Genomic DNA, 26043 nt, shown 5'->3' with positions numbered 1-26043 from the left:
CCAAGGTGCGAAAGGCTCGGAGCGGGCTCCTGCAGCGGCGCGGGCGCGGATTTACAATATCGGTTAACCATGAGGTGCTCAATATGTCGTTTTCCCCAAGCGGTACGGTTGCCGGTGCCGCTGCAGAAGCCGAACTGGCGGGCCCGGACGCAGTGAATGCGCTGGTCGGGTCCATTGAAACCGACCGCCGGGATTCATTCGTCGCGCTCGGTTCCGCGTTCCTCACGCGCCTGCCCGCCTCGCCCTTGCCCGCGCCTTATCTGGTCGGCATTTCCGCCGATACCGCCGCGCAACTCGGATTCGACGCAAGCCATGCGCACGATCCTGCATTTATCGAATATTTCACGGGCAACACAACCCGCGATTTACCGCCTGATGAGTTGCCGTATGCATCGGTTTATTCAGGGCATCAGTTCGGCGTCTGGGCTGGACAACTCGGCGACGGCCGCGCGCTGGGTCTTGGCGAAATCGAACACGCCGGCAAGCGGCTCGAGTTGCAGTTGAAGGGCGCGGGACGCACGCCGTATTCACGCATGGGCGACGGCCGCGCGGTGCTGCGCTCATCGATCCGCGAATATTTGTGCTCGGAAGCCATGCACCATCTCGGCATTCCGACCACGCGCGCGCTGTGCGTGACCGGATCGGACCAGCCCGTGCGCCGCGAAACCATGGAAACGGCGGCGGTCGTGACCCGCGTTGCGCCGAGTTTCGTGCGCTTTGGCCACTTCGAGCATTTCTACACGAACGACCGGCTGCACGAACTGCGCAAGCTCGCCGATCACGTGATCGACCGGTTTTATCCGCAATGCCGTGAAGCCGATGACCCTTACCTCGCGCTCCTGAACGAAGTCACGCTGCGCACCGCCGATCTGATGGCGGACTGGCAAGCGGTCGGCTTTTGTCACGGCGTGATGAACACGGACAACATGTCGATCCTTGGGCTGACGATCGACTACGGGCCGTTTGGGTTTATCGACGGATTCAACGCCGGTCACATCTGCAATCACTCGGATTCGCAAGGCCGCTACGCGTACAAGATGCAACCGCAGATTGGCTACTGGAACCTGTTTTGTCTGGCGCAAGCGCTGGTGCCGCTATTCGGTCCGCATTACGACGAATCCGTTCGCAACGAGAAGATCATTGAAGATGCGCAACGCGTGCTGGAGGGCTTCCGAGACCGGTTCGCGCCCGCGCTCGAACGCCGGATGCGCGCGAAACTCGGTCTTGCGGAAATCCGCGATGGCGACGATAAACTCGCCAACCAGTTGTTCGAAGCGATGAACGCGAACCGAGCCGACTTCACGCTGACGTTTCGCAACCTTGCCAAGATGCACAAGGCAGACGCTTGCGGCGATGCGCCGGTGCGCGACCTGTTCCTCGATCGCGCCGCCTTCGACGTCTGGGCGAACGCATACCGGCTGCGTTTATCGGAGGAAACGCGCAGCGACGAAGACCGCGCCATTGCCATGAACGCTGTCAATCCGAAGTTCGTCCTGCGCAATCATCTGGCCGAAAACGCCATCCGCCTGGCGAAGGAAAAGGATTTTTCGGAAGTCGAACGGCTGGCACGCGTGCTGCGCCATCCGTTTAGTGAGCAACCCGAATTCGAATCCTACGCCGGCCTGCCGCCCGACTGGGCGAACGATCTGGAAGTCAGTTGTTCTTCCTGAAAAAGCCCCCAAATACTTGAGCCGGACTATCAAAGCCGCTCTACCGCTCTGGAGAAACGAAAGATGAACCGAGACGACCTCACGAAGGAACCCGCTGCTCCGCTGCAAAAGGACGACGCCACTTACAAAAAAGAACTGTCCGATATCCAGTATCAGGTCACTCGCCACGCCGCCACCGAGCGGCCATTCACCGGCGAATACTGGGATCACACGGAACGCGGCGTTTACGATTGCGTGTGTTGCGGCACGCCGCTCTTTGAATCGGACACGAAATTCGATGCCGGCTGCGGTTGGCCAAGCTACTTCAAGCCGATCAATGGCGAAGTCATCAAGGAAAAAACGGATCGTACGCACGGCATGTTGCGCATCGAAGTGCAATGCAAGAACTGCGGCGCGCATCTGGGCCACGTTTTCGAGGACGGTCCCGCGCCAACGGGCCTGCGCTACTGCATCAACTCGGCTGCGCTACAATTCGAACCCAAGTAAGTACGGGGCGGCTTACTCCGGTAAGCCGCCTTTTTTATGACTGCGGTGCAAACAGGCGCGTTCGAGCCATGGGTTTGAACTGCTTTCTTTAGCGGGTACTTACTAAAGATCCCTTGAGTCACATTTGCTTCACACGCGTCTTTTCGCGGCTGCGGCGGACACAATTCGATCCGGGCCGCATCTGGCGTGCGAGCACGTTCTAAACCGTTCAACCGGTTTGAAATCGATGCCCCTCTTCGTCCCTAAGAAATCTACGAAATGAAATTTCTGTTCGATCTGTTTCCGATCCTCCTCTTCTTCGTTGCTTTCAAGATCTGGGGCATCTACACGGCCACGGCGGTCGCGATCGTCGCCACGCTCGTGCAGATTGCGTGGGTCGCGTTCCGGCATCGCAAGGTGGACCCCATGCTGTGGGTGAGCCTGGGCGTCGTGGTCGTGTTCGGCGGCGCAACGCTCGTGCTGCATAACGATACGTTCATCAAGTGGAAACCCACCGCGCTTTACTGGCTTTTCGCCGGAGCGCTGATCGTCTCCCAGGTTGCGTTCGGCAAGAACCTCATCGAGGCGATGATGGGCAAGCAGATCGTGCTGCCGCATCGCGTGTGGGGCCAGTTGAACCTCGCATGGGCGGTGTTTTTTGCGATCCTCGGCGTGGTCAACCTGTTCGTGGCGTACAACTACACCACCGATCAATGGGTCAACTTCAAGCTTTTCGGCGCGACGGGCTGCCTGCTCGTGTTTATCGTCGCGCAGAGTTTGTGGCTGGCGAAGTACATGAAAGAGGACGAAGGAAAATGAGCATTCCAGCCTCCACGGACACCTTCGTCAACGCTTCCGCCGAAGGCAAAATCGCGCACCTCGAAGCACGGCTGAATGCGGCGCTGAACGCGCAATCGGTTCATATCGACGACGACAGCGCGGCGCATGCCGGACACGCCGGGGCATCGGCGGGAAGCCACTATACGGTGACCATCGTGGCGGCCGGATTCGCCGGGAAGCCACGCGTGGCGCGGCACCGGCTAGTGTATGATGCGCTGGCCGACGAGATGCGGCGCGGCATTCATGCCCTCGCCATCAAGGCTTATACGCCTGAAGAATTTGCAGACCAGTTCAAATGAGTCTCCATGTTGCTGCGGGCTCAAGTTCGCAAGCCGCCTCGTTTTCAGCCTCGAATTTCCAGCCCTCGTTCTGATCAGGAACTATCGATGATTCTAAAAAACCCCCGTATTTGGGTATTGCTGGCCGCGTTCGCGGCAGCGCCTACTTTCGCTCAGAACATTGCCGTGGTCAACGGCACGCCGATTCCGAAATCCCGCGTCGACGCGCTCGTCGCGCAACTGGTCCAGCAAGGCCAGCAGGACACGCCGCAATTGCAGGCGGCCGTGCGTCAGGAACTGGTCAACCGCGAAATCCTGATGCAGGAGGCCGCGCGCCGCGGTATTGCCACGCGTCCGGACGTGAAGGCGCAGATTGCAGTGGCCCAGCAAACGGTGGTGTTGCGTGCGTTGATTGAAGACTTCGTGAAGGCCAACGCGCCCACCGACGCCGAGATCAAGGCACGTTACGACGAGATGGTCAAGCAGGCTGGCGGCGGCAAGGAATATCACCTGCACCACATCCTGGTCGACAACGAAGCGCAGGCCAAGGATTTGATCGCGAAGATCAAGGGTGGCGCGAGCTTCGAAGATTTGGCGAAGCAATATTCGAAGGACCCGGGATCAGGCAAGAACGGCGGCGACCTGGACTGGTCGAGCCCGCAGGCTTATGTGCCGGAGTTCGGCGCGGCGGCTGAGAAGTTGAAGAAGGGTGAGATGACCGACACGCCGGTGAAGACGCAGTTCGGCTGGCACATCATCCGGCTCGACGATGTGCGCGACGTCGCGCCGCCGCCCTTGGAGCAGGTCAAGGCGCAGATTGCGCAGCAGATTCAGCAGGAAAAGCTGGCTGCGTTCGAGGAAGATCTGCGCAAGAAAGCCACGATCAAGTAACGCTGTTTTAGTTAGCCGACGTAAAGAAGCCGCTCGATGTTCCGAGCGGCTTTTTCATGGGTTCGGCGGCTAGCGGCAAACCCGCTCTCGCCGCACGTCCACCGCTTTACCCGATCCAACGCCGTGCATTCTGGAACACGCGCAACCACGGACTTGCATCGGCAGTCCAGTCGTTCGGCGTCCAGCTCATCTGCACATTCCTGTGCACGCGCTCCATGTGCGGCATCAACACCGTAAAACGCCCGTCCGGCGTGGTGACGGAGGTAATCCCCGCCGGCGATCCATTCGGATTGTACGGATAGCGCTCGGTCGCCGCGCCTTGATGATCGACGAAGCGCATCGCCACCAGTGCCTGGGTTGCATCGCCTTGTTGCGAGAAGTCCGCGAAACCTTCACCGTGCGCAACTGCCACCGGAAGGCGCGAGCCTTCCATGCCGGCAAAGAAGATAGACGGCGAACCCTGCACCTGAACCGATGAAAACCGCGCCTCGAACTGCTCCGACTTGTTGCGCGTGAATTTGGGCCACGCGTCGGCGCCGGGAATCATCGATGCAAGGCTGCTCATCATCTGGCAACCGTTGCAGATGCCGAGCGCGAACGTATCGGCGCGACCGAAGAATCCGGCGAACATGTCGGCGAGACGCAGATTGAAACGGATCGTCTTCGCCCAGCCTTCGCCAGCGCCGAGCACGTCGCCGTACGAAAAGCCGCCGCATGCCACGGCGCCCGCGAAGTCCGCCAGCGTCACGCGCCCTTCCAGCAAGTCGCTCATGTGGACGTCGTGCGTGTCGAAGCCGGACCGGTCGAACGCATAAGCCGTTTCCAGATGGGAATTCACGCCCTGCTCGCGCAGGATCGCCACACGCGGACGCGCGCCCGTGCCCACGAACGGCGCCGACACATCCTGAGCCGGATCGAAAGTCAGGACCGGCGAGATGCCAGGATCGTTCGCGTCGAGCAACGCGTCGTACTCGGCATCGGCGCATGCGGGGTTATCGCGCAAACGCGCAATACGCCAGCTCACTTCGCTCCAGGCACGCTGCAACGCGTGGCGCGGCGCGTCGTAGACCTTTTTTGCGTCGCGATAAATCTCGATGACATCACGCTCGTTCGGCTTGCCGATGACTTCCGAACACGCCGACAACCCGTGTTCGCGCAAGGCGGCCAGCACGGCGTCCCGATCGGACAGACGCACCTGGATCACGCCGCCGAGTTCCTCCGAAAACAACGCGCGGATGGTGCGGTCCTCACGGCGTCCGCTGGTCTGCTTCGCCCAGTCCTTGGCGTCGCCGTAATCGGATTCGTGGTTCGGATCGAGGATCAGCATGTCCACGTTCAATGACACACCCACGTGCCCCGCGAACGCCATTTCGCAGACGGTCGCCCACAGGCCGCCATCGGAACGGTCGTGATACGCGAGCAACTTGCCCGCGGCGTTCAGCGACTGAATGGCGTTGAAAAAACGCTTCAGGTCTTCGGCGTCATCGACATCTGGAACCGCGTCGCCTATCTGCTGCGTGACTTGCGCCAGGATGCTGCCGCCCAGACGGTTCTTGCCGCGCCCGAGGTCGATGGAAATCAGCACCGTGTCCGTACCGCGCTGCAATTGCGGCGTAAGCTGGCGGCGCACGTCCTCGACCGGCGCGAACGCCGAAATGATCAGCGATACCGGCGACACGACTTCCTTCGCCGCGCCGGTTGCGTCCTGCCACTTGGTGCGCATCGACAGCGAATCCTTGCCGACCGGAATGCTGATGCCCAGCGCCGGGCACAGTTCCATGCCGATGGCCTTCACGGTATCGAACAATGCGGCATCTTCGCCGGGACTGCCGCACGCGGCCATCCAGTTGGCGGAGAGCTTCAGCTTGTTCAGCGACTCCACAGGCGCCGCCGCGATGTTCGTCACCGCTTCGCCAACGGCCATGCGGCCCGACGCGGGTGCGTCGATCACCGCCAGAGGCGTGCGCTCGGCGATGGTCATGGCCTCGCCACGGAAGCCGGCGTAATCCATGGTGGTGATCGCGCAATCGGCGACAGGCACTTGCCACGGGCCGACCATCTGGTCGCGCGCCGTGGTGCCGCCCACCGAACGGTCGCCGATGGTAATCAGAAACGACTTGCTGGCAACCGTGGGATGCTTCAACACGCTCACTGCAATCTCGGACAAGACCAGGCCGGTTACATCGACGGGTTCGAATGCCAGCACTTCACGCTTCACGTCGCGATGCATCTTGGGCGTCTTGCCGAGCAGCACGTCCATGGGCATGTCGACGGGTTCGAGCGTCTGACCGGCGTTCTTCTGATCGTCGATCAGCTTGAGCTGGCGTTCTTCGGTGGCAACACCGACCACAGCCACCGGGCAGCGCTCACGCGTGCAGATCGCTTCGAAGGCCGGCAGGCTTTCTGGCGCAATCGCCAGCACGTACCTTTCCTGCGCCTCGTTCGACCAGATTTCGCGCGGCGACAAACCGGACTCTTCCAGTTGCACACGGCGCAGTTCGAAACGCGCGCCTTTGCCGGCGCCATCGACAAGTTCGGGGAACGCGTTCGACAACCCGCCCGCGCCTACGTCGTGAATGCTCAGGATGGGATTTTCCGCGCCCAGTTGCCAGCACGCGTTGATCACTTCCTGCGCGCGCCGCTGGATTTCCGGATTGCCGCGCTGGACGGAATCGAAGTCGAGTTGCGCGGTATTGGCGCCGGTCGCCATGGAACTCGCGGCGCCGCCGCCCATGCCAATGCGCATGCCGGGGCCGCCGATCTGAATCAGCAAAGATCCCGCCGGCAGATCCATCTTGTGCGTGTGCTGGTCCGAGATATTGCCGATCCCGCCCGCGATCATGATCGGCTTGTGATAGCCGCGCACGCGCCCTGCGGCGTTCTGCTCATACGCGCGGAAATAGCCGCCCAGGTTGGGCCGGCCAAATTCGTTGTTGAACGCAGCCGCGCCGATGGGGCCATCGATCATGATCTGCAGCGGCGAGGCAATGCGCTCAGGCCTTCCATACGGCTCGTGCGCATCCGAAGGATTGCGCTGCGGCACCGGCACGGCGCTGTCGCGGGCGTTTTCCCACGGCTGGCGTGCATGGGGCAGATCGAGATTGGAGACCGTGAAACCGGCCAGACCGGCCTTCGGACGCGCGCCGCGGCCGGTCGCGCCTTCGTCGCGAATCTCGCCGCCCGAGCCCGTTGCCGCGCCCGCGAACGGAGAAATGGCGGTCGGGTGGTTGTGCGTTTCGACCTTCATCAGCGTGTGCGTGAGTTCGGTGTGACGCCCATATTGCTCGTTCGAACCGCGCGGGAACCAGCGCTCGGCCGTGCCGCCTTCCATGATCGCCGAGTTGTCCGAATACGCGACGATCGTGCCGGCGTGGTTCAGCTTCTCGGTATTGCGGATCATGTTGAACAGCGAGATGTCCTGCGGCTCGCCGTCGATGGTCCACTGCCCGTTGAAGATCTTGTGGCGGCAATGTTCACTGTTGGCCTGGGCGAACATCATCAGTTCGACGTCCGTGGGATTGCGCTGCAACTGCTTGAATGAATCGACGAGATAGTCGATTTCATCGTCGGCGAGCGCGAGGCCCAGCTCCACGTTCGCCGTTTCCAGCGCGCCGCGGCCGTGGCCGAGGATATCGACGGCTTGCAGCGGTTGTGCCGGAAGTTCGTCGAACAGATGCAATGCGTGATCGCGCGACGGCGCGACGCTTTCGGTCATCCGGTCGTGCAGCGCGGCGGCCACTTCGGCGCGCGCCGCTTCGGACAACGCCTTCTTGCCGCCAATGCCCGTGCCGAGCAGGCCGCCCTTCAGCAGCACCGTATATTCAATACCACGCTCGATCCGGCGAACCTGCGTGAGACCGCAATGATGCGCAATGTCGGTCGCCTTGCTTGCCCACGGCGACACCGTGCCAAAACGCGGCACGACCATGAAGGTTTCCTGCGCGCCGCGCTCCGTAGCGGCTTCGAACGGCGTGCCGTAGTGCATCAGCGCGTGAATGCGGTTGCTGTCTTCGTCGGAGAGCGGTTCGGCCGAGTTCACGAAATGCAGATACTGGCCGCGCACGCCCACGATATTCGGGTCGATGCGCGTCAGTGTTTCGAGCAGGCGGGTTTGACGGAAATCAGAGAGGGCCGAAGCGCCGGGGAAACACGAGAAGTGGGCCATTGTCACGGTGCTTAGAAGACGTCGGGACGAAAGACGTCGGAGCCGCTTGCGGACGCGCCGCATTTGGCGATGGGAAGACTCGGATTATAACCCGGAAGTGTCTCGAAAACGCCCTCGCGGCCATGCGTGAAACGGTATGCGCCGCGCTTCGCCATCTCCCAATGACGATGGGATAGTTTTTGACCTGTTCCGGCGATGCCCGCTGAAAGCCGCGCCGCGCCTCAGTTCCCGCGGCTGCAACGGACCCGGCTCATGGATTCGGCCTACCTCGCAGCGTCCCGGCCGGACGCGTTTGGCGCTATCATGGCGCGCTTTCCTCAACCGGCGCACCGCTCTCTTGTGTATCGATGCGCCGGCTCGCCTCTCTCACGAGAATCCCGGCATCCCCGGCAGTCCGAGCGACATGCCGGGCCAAGCGGTCCGGACGCCCGCGCTCACGCGGCCGCCGGCTTGTGAACCAGTCAAGGTCTTGCGCCTCCGGGCGAAAACGAATCATGGATGTCATCGTCATCGGCGGCGGAATTGGCGGTATCGCCACCGCGTATCAGTTGCGTGCAGCAGGGCACCGGGTCTGCGTGGTCGAGCGCCACGCCACGGTCGCGCAGGGCGCCACCTATGGTCACGGCGGCGCTGTCCTGCCCTCGCCGCTCGACGTGTGGTTCGGACCGACCTTCATGCAGACCCGCCGCGCCGCGAAAACCGGCATTGTGTTCAAGCCCGGCTTCAATTCCGAAACCCGCGACTTTGCAAAGAAGCTCGCGCAATTTCACGATCCTCACCGGTTCGCGACCCAGTACGGCGCGTTGCGGCCGCTCGTCGACATTTCACGCGATGTCATCGCGGAAATCGAAGCGGAGTTCCCGCTCGACTTCGAACAGCGCACCGGCGTGCTGCACGTGTTCCGGCACGAGCGCGACCTGGAACTGGCGGATTCGGCAATCAAGTTGCTGCAGAGTTTCGAAACGCCGCACCGGATTCTCAGCGCGCAGGAATGCATTGCGGCGGAACCGTCCATCCCGGACGATCCGCCGCTCGCCGGCGGCGTGCTGTTGCCCGACGCGCGCACGGCCAACTGTCCGTTGTTCACCAAGCTGCTCAAGCAAGTGCTGGAAGACGACGGCGTCCAGTTCCGGCTGGGCCGCGAAGTGACCGCGATTCGCGCCGACGCCCAGCGCGCCGCCGTGGAACTGGCGCCGCTCAACGGCGCGGTGGATGGCAAGGGCGGCAGGTCTCGCGAGGTCGAACTGATCGCAGCCGATGCTGTCGTGCTGGCGGCGGGCACCGGCACACCGGCATTGCTGGCCACGCTTGGCATGTCACTGCCGTTGCATCCGCTTAGCCTGCATACGCTGACTGCACCGATTGCCTATGAAGAACGTGCGCCGCACCTGACCATTGTCGATTCGGTGAAGCGCATTGCGATGACACGGATCAATCAGCGCATGCGCGTGACCGGCGGCGCGGTGTTGCAAAGCGCCGCCAAAGCCAGCAAGCCCATGAGCGAGAGCCTGACGCATCGTGCCCTCGCGCTGCTCGGGCAGGCAACGCACGACTGGATTCCGGGTGCGGCGAAGGTATCGGCGGCGCGGGCCTGGTCCGGGGTGCGCCTCATGTCGCCAGATGGACTGCCTGTCGTAAGCGCCACGTCGCATGCGCGATTGTTCATCAACACGGCGCATGGGCCGGCGGGATGGGGTATTGCCTGTGGCGCCGCCAAGGTGATTGCGGCGCTCATATCGCACACTGAACCTGACGTGCCCGAACGGACGCTAAGGGCGCTGAGGATCGACCGGTTTTAGGTTCGCGTCGCGTTTTTGGCGGCGGCCGTGGAAACATGGACGTCATCGCTCATTTGGGCGCAATAATTGCGGCGGGTTCAAGCACTTTTTCCAAGCCGCCGCCATGACCGACTCCGCTTTCAATTCCCCATCTCCGCTTTACACCGAACCGCGCGATCACGCAATCGCGCTGCTGACGCTCGACGAACTCCGTACGCTGGAGCATCGCGCGGCGGCCGCTGTCGCGCCAAATACGCTGATGGCGCGCGCGGGGGCTGCCGCGGCCCAATTCATTATCGATAGCGGCTCGCAGCAGCCCGTCTGGATCGTGGCCGGTCCCGGGAACAATGGCGGCGATGCCCTCGTGATGGCGGCTCGCCTGCGCCAGGCGGGAATCAGCGTGGAAGTGTGCATGCCCGTGGAAGTGAAACCCGACGATGCCCGCTGGGCGCTCAACGAAGCGCGGCAAGTGGGCGTCAGGATCACCACGGACGCACCCGATTCGTTCGATAACTTCGGCTGGCTTGTCGACGGCATGTTCGGCATTGGTCTCGGCCGACCGCTCGAAGGCGTTTTCGCGGAGCTTGCGGCGCGGTTGTCGAAGCGTTCCAGATCGGCCGGCAACGTCCTCGCGCTGGATATTGCCAGCGGCCTCTCCAGCGATACCGGCGAGCCCGTCAGCCGCGGCAACGATGGCCGCGCGCAGGCCGTGCGTGCGACTCACACGATCACGTTCATTGGCGGCAAGCCGGGGCATTTCACGGGCGATGGGCGCGATTTGTCGGGCAAGCTTTTTATCTCCGACCTGGGTGTCGCGCCGCCTGCACAACCTGCAGTTGTGCTGAACGCGCCATCGCTCTTCGGGCCGCATCTGCCACCGCGCGATTACGCGACCAACAAAGGCACGTTCGGCACGCTGGCTGTCATTGGCGGAGACACCGGCATGTGCGGCGCGCCGATCCTCGCCGCGCGCATGGCGCTCTACGGCGGCGCGGGCAAGGTCAACGTGGCGTTCGTCGGGACGGACTCGCCGCCTTACGATCCGCCGCATCCTGAACTGATGCTGCATCAGGTCGACCAGTTTTCGCTCGACAAGATGGACGCGCTCGCGGTCGGTTGCGGCATGGGCCAAACCGACCGTGCAAAAAAAGTGCTGGCCGATATTCTCGCGCTCGATGTCCCCAAGCTTTTCGATGCCGACGCGCTGAACCTGATTTCATCGGATGAAAAACTCGCGGGCAAGGTCGCCGGACGCGGCGCGCAGGGCGATCCTTGCGTGCTGACGCCGCATCCGCTCGAAGCTGCGCGGCTGCTTGGGTCGGATGTGAAGAAAGTCCAGGCGGACCGGATCGCGGCGGCTCGCCAGTTGGCCGCGCGCTTCGCGGCTGTCGCCGTGCTGAAGGGAACGGGCACGATCGTGGCGTCGCCGGATGGCCGTGTATCGGTGAATCCCACCGGCAACGCGGCGCTGGCGACCGGCGGCACCGGCGACGTGCTGGGCGGCTTGATTGGCGCATTTCTCGCACAACGGCTGCCCGCGTATGAGGCTGCGCTTGCAGGGGTTTATCTGCATGGCCTGGCCGCCGAGACGCTCACAGGCGAAGGCGAAGGGCCCGCCGGGTTGACCGCGGGAGAACTCGCACCCAAGGTTCGCGCGCTCCTTAACCGGCTGTTCTACCCGGCCTGACTAAACACGGCACACGAGCGGCGCGCCTTCAGCTTCAGGCAAGCATACGTTCATGCATCGTGGCTATACTTGTTGCTTCGCGTGATCCGGTCGATGTGAACCGTGTCCGGCCGCGCGTGATGATCAGCACTTTCCGCCACTCTCTGACAAACGGACCGCTATGACGCTCAATTCGCTTCCTGCCTGGCCGGCGCTCCAGGCGCATTACGATGCCATCCGTGACGAGCGCCTGCGCGACTGGTTCGCGCCGCAAAACGACACCAAGCCGTCGCGCGCCGAGCGCCTGACTTTCGACGGCGGCGGCATCTCCGTCGATTTCTCCAAGAACCGCGTTACCGAAGCCACGCTCAAGCTGCTGGTCGAACTGGCGCAGCAAGCCAAGGTTGCCGAGAAGCGCGACGCGGTGTTCGCGGGCGATATTGTCAACGTAACCGAACATCGCGCGGTGTTGCATACGGCGCTGCGTTCCACCGACGAGAACTCGCCTTTCCAGAAGGAAATCCGCGCCGAGAAAGCCAAGATGGCTGCTTTCGCAAACAAGGTTCGCGATGGCTCGTGGACAGGCTACACCGGCAAGCGCATTCGCCATGTGGTGAACATCGGCATTGGCGGTTCGGACCTCGGCCCGAAGATGGTCGTGCATGCATTGCAGCATCTCGCGCTGCCGCAGATTCAGACGCATTTTGTCTCCAATGTCGATGGCGCCGATATCTACGACGTGCTCAAGGACATCAACGCCGAAGAGACGCTGGCCATTGTCGTGTCGAAGACGTTCACCACGCTCGAAACCATGACCAACGCGCGGTCCATGCGCGACTGGTTCGTCAAAAGCGGCTGCCCGGAAGACGCGTTGTCGAAGCACTTCGTGGGTGTATCGGCGAATCCGGAGGAAGTGGTCAAGTTCGGCATTGCGAAGGAAAACGTCTTCGAAATGTGGGACTGGGTCGGCGGCCGTTATTCGCTATGGTCGACCGTGGGCTTGTCGATCGTGATCTCGGTCGGACCGGAAAACTTCGAGAAACTGCTGGCTGGCGCGCATGCAATGGACGAGCATTTCCGCACCGCGCCGTTCGAACGCAATCTGCCGGTGCTGATGGGCATGATCGGCATCTGGTATCGCGATTTCTTCGAATCGCAAAGCGTGATGGTCGCGCCATACTCGCAAGCCATGCGCTATCTCTCGTCGTATTTGCAGCAACTCGAGATGGAAAGCAACGGCAAGTCCGCACGGCTCGACGGAACCATGGTCGATTATCCGACCGCGGCCGTGATCTGGGGCGAGCCGGGCACAAACGGTCAGCATGCGTTCTATCAGATGTTGCATCAGGGCCCGACGCTGGTTCCCATCGACTTCATCGCGGTGCTGAAACCGGAACATCCGCTTATCGATCACCACGCCAAGCTGCTCGCGAACTGCTTCGCGCAAAGCGAAGCGCTGATGCTCGGACGCACGCTTGAAGAAGCGAAAAAGGTTGCCGGACCAGGCAAGGAAGAACTCGCGACGCATCTGAGCTTTCCGGGGAATCGGCCGACCACCACGATCATTCTCGATGCGCTCACGCCGGAAACGCTTGGCGCTGTCATCGCGCTGTACGAGCACAAGGTGCTGGTACAGGGCGCGGTGTGGGACATCAACTCGTTCGATCAGTGGGGCGTGGAGCTGGGCAAGATCCTCGGCAAGGTGGTTGAAGCCGATATCACCAGTTCGAAGGCCGATCCTTCGAAGCACGACTCGTCGACATCGGCGTTGATTGCGCGGGCGCAGGCTGCGTTGAAGAGCCTGTAGCCGCATGGGGCGTCCTGTTCACCCGCGACGCCCTTCGCTCTCACACGCTCAGGCCATTCACAATTCGCCCGGCCTCGATGGTCACCGTCGCGTCGCAGCGCTCGGCAAGCTCGGTGTCGTGCGTGACGAGGATCAGCGTTGCACCGTTGCGCCGGTTCATCTCGAACATCAAGTCGATGATCGCGTAGCCCGTTGCGGCATCCAGACTGCCCGTGGGTTCGTCCGCGAAGAGGATGGCCGGATGCGTGACGAACGCCCGCGCCAGCGCCACACGCTGTTGCTCGCCGCCCGACAGGAGCTTCGGATAATGCGCGGTGCGCTGACCCAAACCCACCTGTTCGAGCAGGTCACGCGCGCGCGTGGTGATCTCCTTGTGCGGCACGCCGCCACGCAATTCGAGCGGCAACATCACGTTTTCCAGCGCGGTCAGATGCGGCATCAACTGGAACGACTGGAACACGAATCCCACCGAGCCACTGCGCAACGCCGCGCGCTCGTCTTCGTTCAAGGTGCCGAGATCATGTCCAAGCAGGCGAACCGAGCCGCTGCTGGCGCTGTCCAAACCGGCGAGCAGCCCGAGCAAGGTGGACTTGCCCGAGCCCGATGCACCGACTATGGCGACGCTGCTGCCTTTTTCGATCGACAGGTCGATCTGATCGAGGATGATCAGTTCACCCGTCGCGTCCTTCACCCGTTTGCTTAAACCCCGTACTTCAATGACTGGTTCGATATTGTTTGGCATGGAGAGACTTAAGGTGAACTGGACACCATGCGCCACGCTGGCGCGGATGGGAATGATCGCATGCGTGATCGCGTTGCCGGCGCATGCAGCGGCGCCCGTAGCCAATACCGCCATGAGCGCCTCGCCGGGCGCACCGTCGATCGTGGTGCTCGGCGACAGCATTTCGGCGGAATACGGCCTGCCGCGCGATACAGGATGGGTCGCCCTGCTTCGCAAGAAGCTCACGCAGGAGCGCTTCGATTATAGCGTCGCCAACTCGAGCATCAGCGGCGACACCACCAGCGGCGGCCTCGCCCGTTTGCCTGCCGCGCTCAATCGCATCAAGCCGAAACTGGTGATCGTGGAACTGGGCGCCAACGACGCGTTGCGCGGCGTGCCGCTCGCTACGACCGAAGCCAACCTGCGCACGATCATCGAGAAGTCACAGGCGGCGAGCGCGAAGGTTTTACTCATCGGCATGTATGTCCCACCTAACTATGGCCCGGACTACTCGCAGAAATTCCATGGCGTGTACGAAAAGTTGTCGAAGGAAAAGCAGGTGCCACTGGTCCCTTTTCTACTGGCTGGCATAGAGAACAAGCCCGAAATGTTCCAGGCCGATCAAATTCATCCGACCCCTCAGGCCCAGCCTTTGCTATTGAACAACGTCTGGCCAGTTTTGAGACCATTGCTGGGCACGCCATCGAAATGATGAGGATTGAGCCGTTCGAGGAGAGTCGCGTTTAAATCCCGTCAGTGCGTTGCCCGGCCGGCTTTCAACCATGCGCGAAGAAAGGCCACGATCGAGCATCAACGTTTTCGCGTAACCCTGAAAAACCCCGGCTCCGCTTGTGAGCGCATTGAAAGGAGGTAACGTGAAATATTTACCAATTCTCGCTTTAACCGTCGCGATCTCGGCTTGCGCCGCTCAGCCGCCCGTTGGCGTCAGCCAGGTCGGCACGAGCCAGCAACCGCCGAAGGCCGTCGCACAATGTATCGCGCAGAAATGGGCCGATAAATCACAGCAGCAAGTGGTGTCTCAGGACACGCTCGCGAACGACATGGCAGCCGATGTCTACGTTCCGGGTCAGCAACCGCCGAACGGCGCGGCAGCCGTCGTGCGTCCGAACTACTCGGGTCCGGGTTCGTGGGTCGGCTTCCGTTCGGCAGGTGCCGCCGGAAGCGATGCAACTGGCGACATCCAGGGCTGCCTGTAAGACGTTCGGGATGCAAGAAGCAAAAGCCCCGCTGGTTTTATCCAGCGGGGCTTTTTTTGCGTGTAGTGAAGGTTCGGCTTATTGCGCCTGATCCGCCGTTGCATTCGTGGTTGGTACATTGACCTTCACTTTCGAACGCGCCTTCAAGGCGTCGAGATACGACTCCATCTCGGCCTGCGCATACACCTGCGCGACCTGTTGCTGGGCACCCGTCAAACGGTCTGCGGCAACCGGCTCCGGCTTCTCGATACCGTTCACGCGATAAATCGCATAACCGTCGGCACCAAGATCGACACCCACATACGTTGGCAACTTCGATGAATCCGCCTTGAAGATCGCGGCGAGCGCCAGGGGCGGCACGCCTTGCGCGTCGTTGCGCGAAACCGTCGCGACCGACGAGAAGCCCGTTGTCGCGTTCGACTTCTGCACTTCGGCAAGCTTCGCCGCGCCGTCCTTGCGCGCCATTTCAGCGGCTTGCACGGCGATAACCTTCGTGCGCACCGCGTCCTTGATCGCGTCAAGTGCAGGAACCGCTGCCGGCTTGTAGTCCGTCACACGAGCCGCGATCAGCGTGCTGTTGCCAATATCGATAGCCTGAGTGTTGTTGCGTTCCTTCACGGCGTCCGAGGCGAAGATGGCGTTCAGGACCTTCGGATTGTTCAGCGGGCTATCGGCCGGCAGCTTCGGATCGGGCTTCGGACCGACCGTCGCGGTCTGGATCTGCAGCTTGTATTTATCGGCGGCGGGTTGCAGCGTCTTCGATTTTTCGTAGACGATCGACGTAAAGCCCTCGGCCTCATCGGCCAGGTTTTTCGCTGCTTGCGCCGCGGTGACGTCACGCGTGATCTGGTCCTTCACTTCGTCGAAAGACTGCGTGGACGACGGCTTTACATCGGTTGCCTGGATGATGTGATAACCGAAGTCCGTCTGCACCACGCCGCTGATTTCACCCTTCTTCAGACCGAAAGCGGCGTCATCGAATGCCTGGCCGCCCGCGATCATGCCGTGCGTGAAATACCCGAGATCCCCGCCCTTCGATGCCGAACCCGGGTCCTGCGATTCCTTCTGCGCAATCTGCGCGAACTGGTCTGGATGCGCCTTCACTTGCGCGAGCAGCGCTTCAGCCTGGGCCTTTGCCTTGGCCTTGTCGGCCGCGCTCGCATCTTTCGGCGCGGTGATCAGGATGTGGCTTGCGCGCACTTCGGCCTGCGTCTTGAAACGCGCGAGGTTGTCGTCGTAGTACTTCTTGAGATCGGCGTCCGTGGGTTTGATCGCGCCCGACAGCGTAGCCGGCGACATCACCACATACTGGATGCTGGCCGACTCCGGCGTGGTGAACTCGGCGTTGTGCGCGTCGTAATAGGACTTTAGCTGCGCGTCGGTCGGCTGGATCTTCGCGGTGTAGTCCGCGGTACGGAACGCGAGGCCCTGCACGTCGCGGCGCTGCTCGGCAATCTCGGTCAGGTGCTGCGCGAGCGTCTTCGACGTGAACGCGGTCGACTGGATGCTCGACGGCAACTGATCGGTGGCAAGACCATACCGCACGCGCTCGTCGTACTGCTCGGGCGTCATGCCCTGCATGGCGAGCAGTTGCTTGTACTGGTCCAGGTCGATGGAACCATCGGGCTTTCTCAACGACGCGATGGTCGGATCGGCCATCAGCGCGCGGCGCACGGCCTGGTCGGACGCGGTCAGGTGCAGGCGCTGGGTTTCATCGGCGAGAACGCGCTGTTGAACCAGGCTGTCGATCAGCGACGCGCGCATTTGCGGCGTTTCGAACATCTTCGGGTCGAATTGCGCGCCGAGCATCTGGCGCGCGCGATCGACCTGCTGACGCATCGCGCCGTCATATTCCACACGCGTGATCTTGTGGCCGTTGACGCTGGCGACGTTCGCGTTTTCGTCGAAGAAACTGCTGAAACCCTGGACCCCGACAATGCCCAATCCCGGCACGACGATCAGGATCAGCAGGGCCATCATCAGGCGTTGGTGGTTACGGAAAAAGTCGAGCATGCGTGACGATTCTGCCTAATACGAAACGCCCGATGTTACAGCAGCGGGCAATAAAAAAGGCGAACCGGAGTTCGCCTTTCTCGTGAATTCGGCCGGTGTGGACGGGGTACGCACTCCTGCCGGTGAGCCTTATCAGTCAAGGCATTGCGCGATTCAACGAACCACGGTGCAGCTTGAAAGTACGCTCGGTCGACGAACGGGCACTCTGTAAAGCGCGCGAAGTATAACATCCGCGCCCTTGCCGCCCGTTCTCCGGCCGCGATAAACGACCCGATAAAACCGGGATCTGCAACAGTGGATTGCGGCCGTTTTGCGGGCCAAAATCAGCGCACGGCGTCGTCGAGCAAGGTCAGGTCGCGCTGCCGGGTTTCGGTCGAGAGCGCCACGCCCGCCAGCGTGATCGCCGACAGCACCGCCATGTACGCGCCCATGACCCAGAACGCGCCATCGGACAGCCCGATCAGGTAGATCCCGAGCAAAGGCGCGAGGCCGCCGGAGAGCACCGCGCCCAGTTCGCGCGCGAGCGCCACGCCGGAATACCGGTAGCGGTTGCCAAAGAGCTCGGAAAAATGCGCGCACTGCGCGCCGAGCATGCTGTTCGCCCCGAGCGCGAGGCCGCCGAACATGGCCACATCGACCCATAGCGGCTTTCCCGTGCTCACCATGTACCACGACGGCACGGACCAGAGCAGCATGAAAATGGCGCCGCCACGGTACACGGCAATGCGGCCGATGCGGTCGGACAACGCGCCGAACATCGGCGTGGTGATGACGCTTGCCATGCTGGCAATCAATGCGCCCGTTGTGCCGATCGAACTCAGTTCTGAGGGTTTTACGCCCAGCTTCGCCGCGACCGTTCCGCCCAGGAACGCGATGACCACCGTGGTGTAGATCGTCGATCCGCCCTGTTCGGCGAAGCGCATCAAGGTCGCGGCCAGTACGGGACGGCGCGCGTGCGTGATGACGGTTTTCATCGGCGACTTGATGACGGCGTGCGCGCCTTCGAGGCTGATGAACGCCGGGCTTTCACGCAAGCGCAACCGGATCCAGATCGCGACGCCGATCAGCAGCACGCTCGATAAAAACGGAATGCGCCATGCCCAGGCAAGAATGGCCTGCTCGCCCAGCACATGCTGCATCGCGCTGAACGTGGCCGTGGCGAGCCCGAGGCCCGCGAAGATGCCGACGAACGGCAGCGCCGCGAAGAAACCGCGCTGCTTCACGGGCGCGACTTCCGCCATGAGCGTGGATGCGCCGGCCTGTTCCGCGCCCGCGCCAAATCCTTGCACGAGCCGCAGCAGCACCAGCGATACCGCGCCGACCGTGCCGCTTGGCAAAAGCCCGATCAGCGTGGTCGACGTTCCCATGATCGCGATAGTCACGAGCAGAACGAACTTGCGCCCCTTCCTGTCGCCGATCGAACCAAAGAACAGCCCGCCGAACGGCCGCGCGAGAAAGCCCGCGCCGTACGTGCCGAAACTTGCCAGCAGTCCCGCTTTTGCACCGAGCGCCGGAAAGAAGATGTGACTGAAGACCAGCGCCGACGCAAGCCCGAAGATCGCGAAATCATAGTATTCCAGCGCGCTTCCGACCGCGCCCGTGAGAATGGCCCGCCTCAGTTGCTGCGCGGAAACCAGTGGTTTTTTTACGGCATCGGCGACGGGTCCCGACGAAGGTATTGCGGGTTGCTGCACATCCATTTGCGTCTCCTTTGCAAATCATCGGTATGCCGGTTCGTGGAAATCCGGCTATTTCTTTATTTATGTATCGCCCGGCGTGGCTGCGCGGACGTGACGAGTAAAGCGTTCTTGTGCTGCGTGTTTGTTGACGCGCTATCAGAAAGTCAGCACGACACCGCTATGGTCAATATCGCCGTGCTGCTGCAAGAGAGAAGTGAAACGCTGTGCGCTGAGTTCGGTATAAGGCATCGCGGCGCCCGCTTCCTGCGCCGCGCGCAACGCGTTGTGCAAGTCCTTGAGTTGCGTGCTAGACCGTCCGCTGACCTCGAAATTTTTGTCCACCATGCGGCGGCCGTGAATCCGCAGGATGGTGCTGTCGGCATATCCGCCGGCAAGCGCTTCAATCAGCATCGCGGGATTCGCGCCGCCCTTCGCGACCAGCGACAAGGCCTCGGCCACCACGCCTATTGTGGTTCCCACGATCATCTGGTTGGCGAGCTTGGCGAGTTGTCCCGTGCCGTGCGCGCCCATCAGGACGGGACGCCCCATGCAGCGCAGCACCGCCGATACACGTTCGAACGCTTCTGCTTCGCCACCGCACATGATTGCGAGCGCGGCCTTTTCGGCGCCGCTCGTGCCGCCCGACACGGGCGCATCGATATGGTCAATGCCGCGCTGCGCAAGCAGGCGCGCGTGAGCGATGGCTTCATCCGGGCGGATGGAACTCATGTCGATGACAACCGCATTCGCGCTCAGCGCCTCGCACACACCTTGTTCGAACAGGACGTCATGCACGGTCTCGCCGTTTGCAAGCATCGTAATCACAATGTCGGCATCGCGAACGGCTTGCGCGGGCGAGTCCGCAACACGCGCGCCGTCCGCGCTTAACCGCTCGGCCTTGTCGCGGGTACGGTTCCATGCAGTCAACCGGTAACCCGCCCTGAGCAGCACGCGCGCTTGCCGCTCGCCCATCAAGCCAGTTCCTAGAAATGCAAGCGTTTCCGCCCGTTCCATCGCATTCGCCATCGTCTCCCCGCCTTGAAGTCATCATCCGCTGGACACGCGTTTCTTCGTGAGGTATGGTTACCGGTAACTATTAAACGAATCTAACATGAGGAGATAGCATGCACAAGGCGGATTTACTGGTAGTCGTCCGGTATCCCGAGCGGGACATGACGGAACTAGAGCGCCATTACACGCTGCATGTCCTGTCGGATTCCCCGGATCGCGACGCATTGCTCGCCGAGGTCGGACCACGTATTCGTGCGCTCGCGACCAATGGCGAAGCCGGTGCGAGCGCCGAGTTGATCGACGCGTTGCCGGCGCTTGAGATCATCGTGTCGTACGGCGTGGGTGTCGATGCAATCGATCTCGCGCACGCGGCGCGGCGCGGCATTCGTGTCACCAATACGCCCGATGTGCTGACAGGCGATGTCGCCGACATGGGCATGGGCCTGATGTTGTCCATTGCGCGTCAGATTCCGGCGAACGATCGCGTCGTGCGCGACGGCCAATGGGGCAAAGCCGCAATACCGCTTGCCACGCGCATGTTCGGCAAACGCCTCGGCATTCTTGGGCTTGGTCGCGTGGGACGGGCGCTCGCCAGGCGTGCCGCCGCGTTCGACATGTCGATTGCGTATCACGATCGCATTCGTTTCAGCGATGTCGACTACACGTATTACGACAGCGCCGTGAGTCTTGCGCTCGAGTCGGACTTTCTCGTGATCTGCGCGGCGGCGGACCGGCAGAGCCAGGCGTCGGTAAGCCGCGATGTGTTCGACGCGCTCGGTCCCGGCGGCATCCTGGTGAACATTGCGCGCGGCAGCATTGTCGATGAACCGGTGTTGCTCGAATATCTGAGCACGAATGGTATTCGCGGCGCGGCGCTGGATGTATTCTGGAACGAGCCTTCAATCGATCCGCGCTTCTTCACGCTGGGCAACGTGGTGCTGCAACCGCATCGGTCCAGCGCGACCGTTGAAACGCGCGGCGCGATGGCGCAACTGGTGCGCGAGAATCTCGAGGCGTTTTTTAGCGGTGCGCCTCTCGTGACCGAATTTCTGGCGCGCTGAACCGCGAGCGAATCGCTGAATCCCCCATACAAAGAGACGGATATATAAGCATGTCGAATCAATCGAACACCCCGCAAAACCCGCTTCGCAGCCGCCGCTGGTTCGATGACCCCTCCGACCCCGGCATGACCGCGCTGTATCTCGAGCGCTACATGAACTACGGCATCACGCGCGAAGAATTGCAGTCGGGCAAGCCGATCATTGGTATCGCGCAGACGGGCTCGGACCTCGCGCCCTGCAACCGGCATCATCTGGAACTCGCCAAGCGAGTGCGCGACGGCATCCGCGACGCAGGCGGCATTCCGCTCGAGTTCCCCGTGCATCCGATCCAGGAAACCGGCAAGCGCCCGACCGCCGCGCTCGATCGCAATCTCGCCTATCTAGGGCTCGTGGAAATCCTGCACGGCTATCCCATCGACGGCGTCGTGCTCACCACCGGCTGCGACAAAACCACGCCCGCCTGTCTGATGGCCGCGGCCACGGTCAACATTCCTTCAATCGTCCTGTCCGGCGGTCCCATGCTCGACGGCTGGTATCAAGGCAAGCTGGCCGGCTCCGGCACCGTAATCTGGGACGCGCGCAAACAGCTCTCGGCGGGTGAGATCGATTACCCGGGATTCATGGACAGGGTGGCATCGTCGGCGCCATCGGTTGGACATTGCAACACCATGGGCACCGCGCTTTCCATGAACTCGCTCGCCGAAGCGCTCGGCATGTCGCTGCCGGGATGCGCTGCGATTCCAGGGCCGCATCGCGAACGCGGATGGATCGCGTATGCAACGGGCAAGCGCATTGTGGAGATGGTCGGCGAGAACCTGCGGCCTTCGGACATCATGACGAAGGGCGCATTCGAGAACGCGGTCGTGGCGGCCGCGGCGCTGGGCGCTTCATCGAATTGCCCGATCCACATGATCGCGATCGCGCGGCACATGGGCATCGACCATACGCTAGACGACTGGCAACGGCTTGGGCCCGACGTGCCCCTGCTGGTGGATTGCCAGCCCGCGGGACGTTTTCTGGGCGAAGCGTTTCATCGGGCAGGCGGCGTGCCGGCCGTGATGAAGGAACTGCTCGATGCAGGCAAGTTGAACGCGGACGTGCGTACGGTGACAGGCAAGACCCTGGCCGAAGATCTGTCCCCGGTGCCCGCGCCCGATCGCGAGGTGATCCGCGCGTATGCCAACCCGTTGAAGGAATCGGCGGGGTACGTGGTGCTCTCGGGCAACCTCTTCGACAGCGCCGTGATGAAGGTCAGCGTGATCGACGAAGCCTTCCGCAAGCGCTTTCTCGCGGACCCCGATCATCCCGATGTGTTCGAGGGCAAGGTCGTCGTGTTCGAAGGCCCGGAGGATTATCACGCGCGTATCGAGGACCCGGAAACAGGTGTCGACGAACGCTCGATTCTCGTCATCCGCAATTGCGGCCCGGTGGGTTTCCCGGGCGGCGCCGAAGTGGTGAACATGCAGCCGCCGGCGGCATTGCTCAAGCGCGGTATCGATACATTGCCCACGCTTGGCGATGGCCGTCAAAGCGGGACATCGGCGAGTCCTTCCATTCTGAATGTGTCGCCGGAAGCGGCTGTCGGCGGCGGCCTTGCGCTGCTGGTATCGGGCGACAGGATTCGCATTGACCTGAAGACGCGCAAGGTCGACCTGATGATTCCCGAGGCAGAACTCGCGCAGCGTCGCGCGGCGTGGAAGCCGCCGGTGCTCAAGCACATGACGCCATGGGAAGAGATCTACCGAAGCATGGTCGGGCAGCACGGCAGCGGCGCGTGCCTGGAACCGGCGACCCTGTATCTCAACATTGTCGAAACGCGCGGGGAGTCGCGGCATAACCATTGAGCATGTTCGTGCTGCGTGGGCTCCTATGTACTCTCGCGCGGCACGACTTCGTAGTGAATTTCGATGATAGGCGGCAATGGCTCGCGCCTCGCTGCCGGCGCCGCCTTCGCGCCGCGCGTCTTGTCCTGCTTCTCACCGGCATCGGTTTCGTCGAGCGCCGCGAGCAAGGACTCGCCGGTCGCACGTCCAATGCCATAGGCATCGACGGAAACGGTTGTGATCGTCGGATAGCAATGGCGCGAGACTTCGAAGTCGCCGAACCCGGCAATGGCGATATCGCCCGGAACCGACAACCCGAGCCGATGGCACGCCATGACCGCGCCGAACGCGTGGATATCGCTCGCGCACATGACCGCGTCGGTATCGGGCCAGCGTTCCAGCAACTGCTTTAACGCGGCCGCGCCATGCGCCATGGCAACGCCGTGCGCCATGGTCGTGGTCCACGCGCTTTTGGTGATGTCGCGCGGCTCGCACCCTGCCGCCCTCACCGCTTTCAGATATCCGCGACGACGATCGATACCGCGCCGGTCCAGCTTCGACGCGCTGCTCACGAACGCAATGCGTTTATAACCGCGCTCGTGGAGATGACGCACCATCGCGGCCGACGCCTCCACATTCGAGAATCCCACCACCCGATCGATAGGATTGGCCGGCATGTCCCACGTTTCAACAACGGGAATGCGCGCGCGGGCCAGCAACGAATGTGTTTCGGCGGTGTGGTGACTACCCGTGAGCACGATGCAGCGCGGCTGATAGCGCAGCATCGCCCGCACGAGTTCTTCCTCGCGCGGCAACTCGTAGTCCGTGTTCGCGAGCAGCAATTGCATGCCCGCCGGTTCGATCACGTCGTTGATGCCGCGCACGGTATCGGAGAAATTCGAACTCGACAGCGACGGCACGAGCACGGCCACAAACGAGGAACGCCCCGACGACAACGCACCCGCCGCCGCATCCGCCACATACCCTAATTCATTGACCACGCTCAGCACGCGCTCGCGCGTGGCGGCGCCTACCGGCCTGCCGGCCAGTACACGCGATACGGTCATCTTGGAGACTCCGGCAACGCGCGCTACGTCGGCCATCCGGGGCGGTGCGGAAGTCGGAAGCTTGTGGTCGTCGGGCATCGTGCAGGAATCATTGACTGAGTCTGTTAATGATACTGGATGACCGTTCGTGGTTAACCCACCCGATAAACGGATGTGCCGAAAAGCAAAAAGCCCGCTGTGAACTGCAGGCGGGCTCTGAAATTTTGCTTCGACACTGGAACTTCGATACTGCTTGAAACGGGATGCTGGCGGAGCGGACGGGACTCGAACCCGCGACCCCCGGCGTGACAGGCCGGTATTCTAACCAACTGAACTACCACTCCATTTGTGCTGCTTGCCGCAATGATTCGAACCGGAACGCGTCAGTGTTAAAGCGTGGACAACACCTCTGTCAGCCTTGTCCTGCAACCGTTTCAATCAATCGGGGGACGAAGTATATAACGAAATTTCCGGCGATGCGAAAAATTTTTTATCGGTATGGCAGGAAGCGTTTGCTCCCCGCTCGAACGTCGAGCGTCGATGTGCGCCAACTCAAATCCGATAAACTCAAACTGACAGAAAGTGGCGCAGAGCCGCCCTGAAAACCCAGCTTAGCGAGAGCGATTCCTTGAAACAGAAACTGACTGACCTGACGCTGTCGGATAAGACGATCACGACAACCGACGAAGATCAGAAGCTCCTGGAAATCCTGGCGTCCGTGCTCGACGGCCTGAGTTCGGTCATCAGCGCGAACACCGAATTGATTCTCCACGACATGCGCAATCCGGCGCATTCCACTTTCGCAATCGTCAACGGTCACGTGACCGGACGGCAGGTCGGCGACCCGATCATCGCAGCGCCTGTGGACGACAAAGGCTTTGATCTGCTGCTAGATCCACGGCCGCCATCGAAAGGCGTCACGACTTCCGTGGGACGCTACAAGTCTCGCACCAAGGATGGCCGCGAACTGCTCTCCATGACGGTCCTGCTGCGCAACAAGAAAGGCGTGCCGGTCGCTTCGGTGTGTGCGAACACCGATCTCACCGACTATCAGGTCCTGCATGCGAGCTTGGGACGCATGCTCTCGCGGCAGAGCGACCCGCAGGTGAAAGAGGCGGATCATCGTCAGACTATCGACGAACTCATTGAAGAGATTGTGAGCGACGCGATGCAGCGTGCAGGCGTGCCGGTTGCGCTCATGGATAAAAGTCAGAAGCTGAAGGTCGTGTCCGAACTCACGAAGCGCGGTGTCTTCATGATCAAGGGCGCAGTCGAGCGAGTTGCAGAAGCGCTATCGGTCACTCGTTTTACGATCTACAACTATCTTGAAGAACTGGGTCAGCCGCGAGGCAGCGATCTGCGCGCGGCCGCGCCCAAGCAAACTGCTACAAAAAAATCAGCGAAGAAGCCAGCCTAGCTTTCCTCGCCCACCGGCTCGGGTTTCAGTGCCGCCACCAGCTCGATTTCGACCGGTATGTTAAATGGCAGTACATGCACGCCCAGCGCGCATCGGGTGTGCAAGCCGTTCTCTCCGAAAAGCGCGATCAGCAGGTCGGACGCGCCATCCACTACGCGATGCTGGAAATAGAAATCGGGAGCGCTGCTGACCCATCCGGTCAGCTTCACGATCCGCATCACACGATCAAGACCGATCTCGGCATCCAGCGCCGCCAGCGCGTTCATGGCGGACAAGCGTGCTGCGCGATATCCGTCTTCCAGCGTAAGCGTTTCGCCGATGCGTCCCGTACACACGGGGTCAGCCCCAACCAGCGGGCCCTGCCCGGAAACGAAGATCAGGTTCGACGCCTCGACCACGGTCACATACGATGCTGCAGGCTTCGGGGCCGGGGGCAAATCCAGATCCAGTTCTTTCAGTCTTCGGTGAATGGTCATGTATTCCTGGTGGCAAGTG

20 protein-coding genes and 1 tRNA gene are annotated in these 26043 nt (G+C 61.9%); 13 read left to right on the top strand and 8 right to left on the bottom strand.

What is annotated here, in order from left to right; translation table 11 throughout:
- The first annotated feature begins 83 nt into the window (after positions 1-83).
- From ACRWA7_RS24390 to ACRWA7_RS24370, 5 genes are all read left to right on the top strand, one after another.
- Positions 84-1670 carry a protein adenylyltransferase SelO gene (locus ACRWA7_RS24390; protein ID WP_438396606.1) on the top strand — a complete coding sequence of 529 codons (1587 nt, stop codon included), beginning with the start codon at positions 84-86 and terminating at the stop codon, positions 1668-1670.
- Positions 1671-1733: 63 nt separating this feature from the next.
- Positions 1734-2156 carry a peptide-methionine (R)-S-oxide reductase MsrB gene (gene msrB / locus ACRWA7_RS24385; protein ID WP_060857215.1) on the top strand — a complete coding sequence of 141 codons (423 nt, stop codon included), beginning with the start codon at positions 1734-1736 and terminating at the stop codon, positions 2154-2156.
- 258 nt (positions 2157-2414) lie between these two features.
- A complete protein-coding gene (locus tag ACRWA7_RS24380) occupies positions 2415-2954 on the top strand; it encodes a septation protein A (RefSeq protein WP_060857214.1) in 540 nt (179 codons plus the stop codon).
- Positions 2951-3274 carry a BolA family protein gene (locus ACRWA7_RS24375; RefSeq protein ID WP_438396605.1) on the top strand — a complete coding sequence of 108 codons (324 nt, stop codon included), beginning with the start codon at positions 2951-2953 and terminating at the stop codon, positions 3272-3274. Before ACRWA7_RS24380 ends, ACRWA7_RS24375 begins: the two co-directional genes overlap by 4 nt.
- 87 nt (positions 3275-3361) lie before the next feature.
- Positions 3362-4144, top strand: coding sequence for a peptidylprolyl isomerase (locus ACRWA7_RS24370; protein WP_438396604.1), 783 nt, complete (start codon positions 3362-3364; stop codon positions 4142-4144).
- A 106-nt stretch (positions 4145-4250) separates the two neighbouring features.
- Here ACRWA7_RS24370 and purL read toward each other — a convergent pair whose 3' ends face one another.
- A complete protein-coding gene (gene purL / locus ACRWA7_RS24365) occupies positions 4251-8309 on the bottom strand; it encodes a phosphoribosylformylglycinamidine synthase (RefSeq protein WP_438396603.1) in 4059 nt (1352 codons plus the stop codon).
- A gap of 494 nt (positions 8310-8803) precedes the next feature.
- On the opposite strand from purL, the gene ACRWA7_RS24360 reads away from it, so the two are divergent.
- From ACRWA7_RS24360 to pgi, 3 genes are all read left to right on the top strand, one after another.
- A complete protein-coding gene (locus tag ACRWA7_RS24360) occupies positions 8804-10108 on the top strand; it encodes an FAD-dependent oxidoreductase (RefSeq protein WP_438396602.1) in 1305 nt (434 codons plus the stop codon).
- A gap of 103 nt (positions 10109-10211) precedes the next feature.
- Positions 10212-11774: an NAD(P)H-hydrate dehydratase gene (locus ACRWA7_RS24355; RefSeq protein ID WP_438396601.1), complete on the top strand. Its 1563-nt coding sequence runs from the start codon at positions 10212-10214 to the stop codon at positions 11772-11774.
- Positions 11775-11934: 160 nt separating this feature from the next.
- Positions 11935-13560, top strand: coding sequence for a glucose-6-phosphate isomerase (pgi, locus tag ACRWA7_RS24350; protein WP_438396600.1), 1626 nt, complete (start codon positions 11935-11937; stop codon positions 13558-13560).
- A 40-nt stretch (positions 13561-13600) separates the two neighbouring features.
- Here the strand turns inward: pgi and ACRWA7_RS24345 are convergent, their stop codons facing one another.
- Positions 13601-14302 carry an ABC transporter ATP-binding protein gene (locus ACRWA7_RS24345; RefSeq protein ID WP_060857257.1) on the bottom strand — a complete coding sequence of 234 codons (702 nt, stop codon included), beginning with the start codon at positions 14300-14302 and terminating at the stop codon, positions 13601-13603.
- 112 nt (positions 14303-14414) lie between these two features.
- On the opposite strand from ACRWA7_RS24345, the gene ACRWA7_RS24340 reads away from it, so the two are divergent.
- Together ACRWA7_RS24340 and ACRWA7_RS24335 are read left to right on the top strand one after the other, a co-directional pair.
- The gene (locus ACRWA7_RS24340) at positions 14415-14993 is read left to right on the top strand and encodes an arylesterase (RefSeq protein WP_438396767.1); all 579 of its coding nucleotides are present in this window, start codon (positions 14415-14417) and stop codon (positions 14991-14993) included.
- 163 nt (positions 14994-15156) lie between these two features.
- A complete protein-coding gene (locus ACRWA7_RS24335) occupies positions 15157-15498 on the top strand; it encodes a hypothetical protein (protein WP_060857207.1) in 342 nt (113 codons plus the stop codon).
- Between the two features lie 78 nt (positions 15499-15576).
- Here ACRWA7_RS24335 and ACRWA7_RS24330 read toward each other — a convergent pair whose 3' ends face one another.
- The 3 genes from ACRWA7_RS24330 to ACRWA7_RS24320 form a co-directional block, all read right to left on the bottom strand.
- Positions 15577-17511 (bottom strand): SurA N-terminal domain-containing protein, encoded by a 1935-nt coding sequence (locus tag ACRWA7_RS24330; RefSeq protein WP_438396598.1) that lies wholly within the window; start codon positions 17509-17511, stop codon positions 15577-15579.
- Positions 17512-17834: 323 nt separating this feature from the next.
- Positions 17835-19211: an MFS transporter gene (locus ACRWA7_RS24325; protein WP_060857205.1), complete on the bottom strand. Its 1377-nt coding sequence runs from the start codon at positions 19209-19211 to the stop codon at positions 17835-17837.
- A gap of 135 nt (positions 19212-19346) precedes the next feature.
- Positions 19347-20216, bottom strand: coding sequence for an NAD(P)-dependent oxidoreductase (locus tag ACRWA7_RS24320; RefSeq protein ID WP_438396595.1), 870 nt, complete (start codon positions 20214-20216; stop codon positions 19347-19349).
- Between the two features lie 98 nt (positions 20217-20314).
- Between ACRWA7_RS24320 and ACRWA7_RS24315 the strand changes: the two genes are divergently transcribed.
- Entirely contained in the window at positions 20315-21262 is a 948-nt protein-coding gene (locus tag ACRWA7_RS24315) for a 2-hydroxyacid dehydrogenase (RefSeq protein ID WP_060857203.1), read from the top strand.
- Positions 21263-21312: 50 nt separating this feature from the next.
- A complete protein-coding gene (locus ACRWA7_RS24310) occupies positions 21313-23106 on the top strand; it encodes an IlvD/Edd family dehydratase (protein WP_438396593.1) in 1794 nt (597 codons plus the stop codon).
- A 23-nt stretch (positions 23107-23129) separates the two neighbouring features.
- Here the strand turns inward: ACRWA7_RS24310 and ACRWA7_RS24305 are convergent, their stop codons facing one another.
- On the bottom strand, positions 23130-24230 hold the full coding sequence (locus ACRWA7_RS24305; RefSeq protein WP_060857201.1) for a LacI family DNA-binding transcriptional regulator: 1101 nt from the start codon (positions 24228-24230) through the stop codon (positions 23130-23132).
- A gap of 168 nt (positions 24231-24398) precedes the next feature.
- Positions 24399-24475 (bottom strand) — tRNA-Asp (locus tag ACRWA7_RS24300).
- 284 nt (positions 24476-24759) lie between these two features.
- Between ACRWA7_RS24300 and ACRWA7_RS24295 the strand changes: the two genes are divergently transcribed.
- Positions 24760-25548 carry a helix-turn-helix transcriptional regulator gene (locus ACRWA7_RS24295; RefSeq protein ID WP_438396591.1) on the top strand — a complete coding sequence of 263 codons (789 nt, stop codon included), beginning with the start codon at positions 24760-24762 and terminating at the stop codon, positions 25546-25548.
- On the opposite strand, the gene ACRWA7_RS24290 is transcribed toward ACRWA7_RS24295, so the two are convergent.
- A complete protein-coding gene (locus tag ACRWA7_RS24290; protein ID WP_438396590.1) occupies positions 25545-26024 on the bottom strand; it encodes a RidA family protein in 480 nt (159 codons plus the stop codon). The genes ACRWA7_RS24295 and ACRWA7_RS24290 overlap by 4 nt on opposite strands.
- Between the last annotated feature and the right edge of the window lie 19 nt (positions 26025-26043).

This window comes from Caballeronia sp. DA-9, from assembly GCF_051615025.1.
GTDB lineage: Bacteria > Pseudomonadota > Gammaproteobacteria > Burkholderiales > Burkholderiaceae > Caballeronia > Caballeronia sordidicola.
Note: the sequence above shows the minus strand (reverse complement) of the source record. Positions and strands in the feature narration are given on the sequence as shown.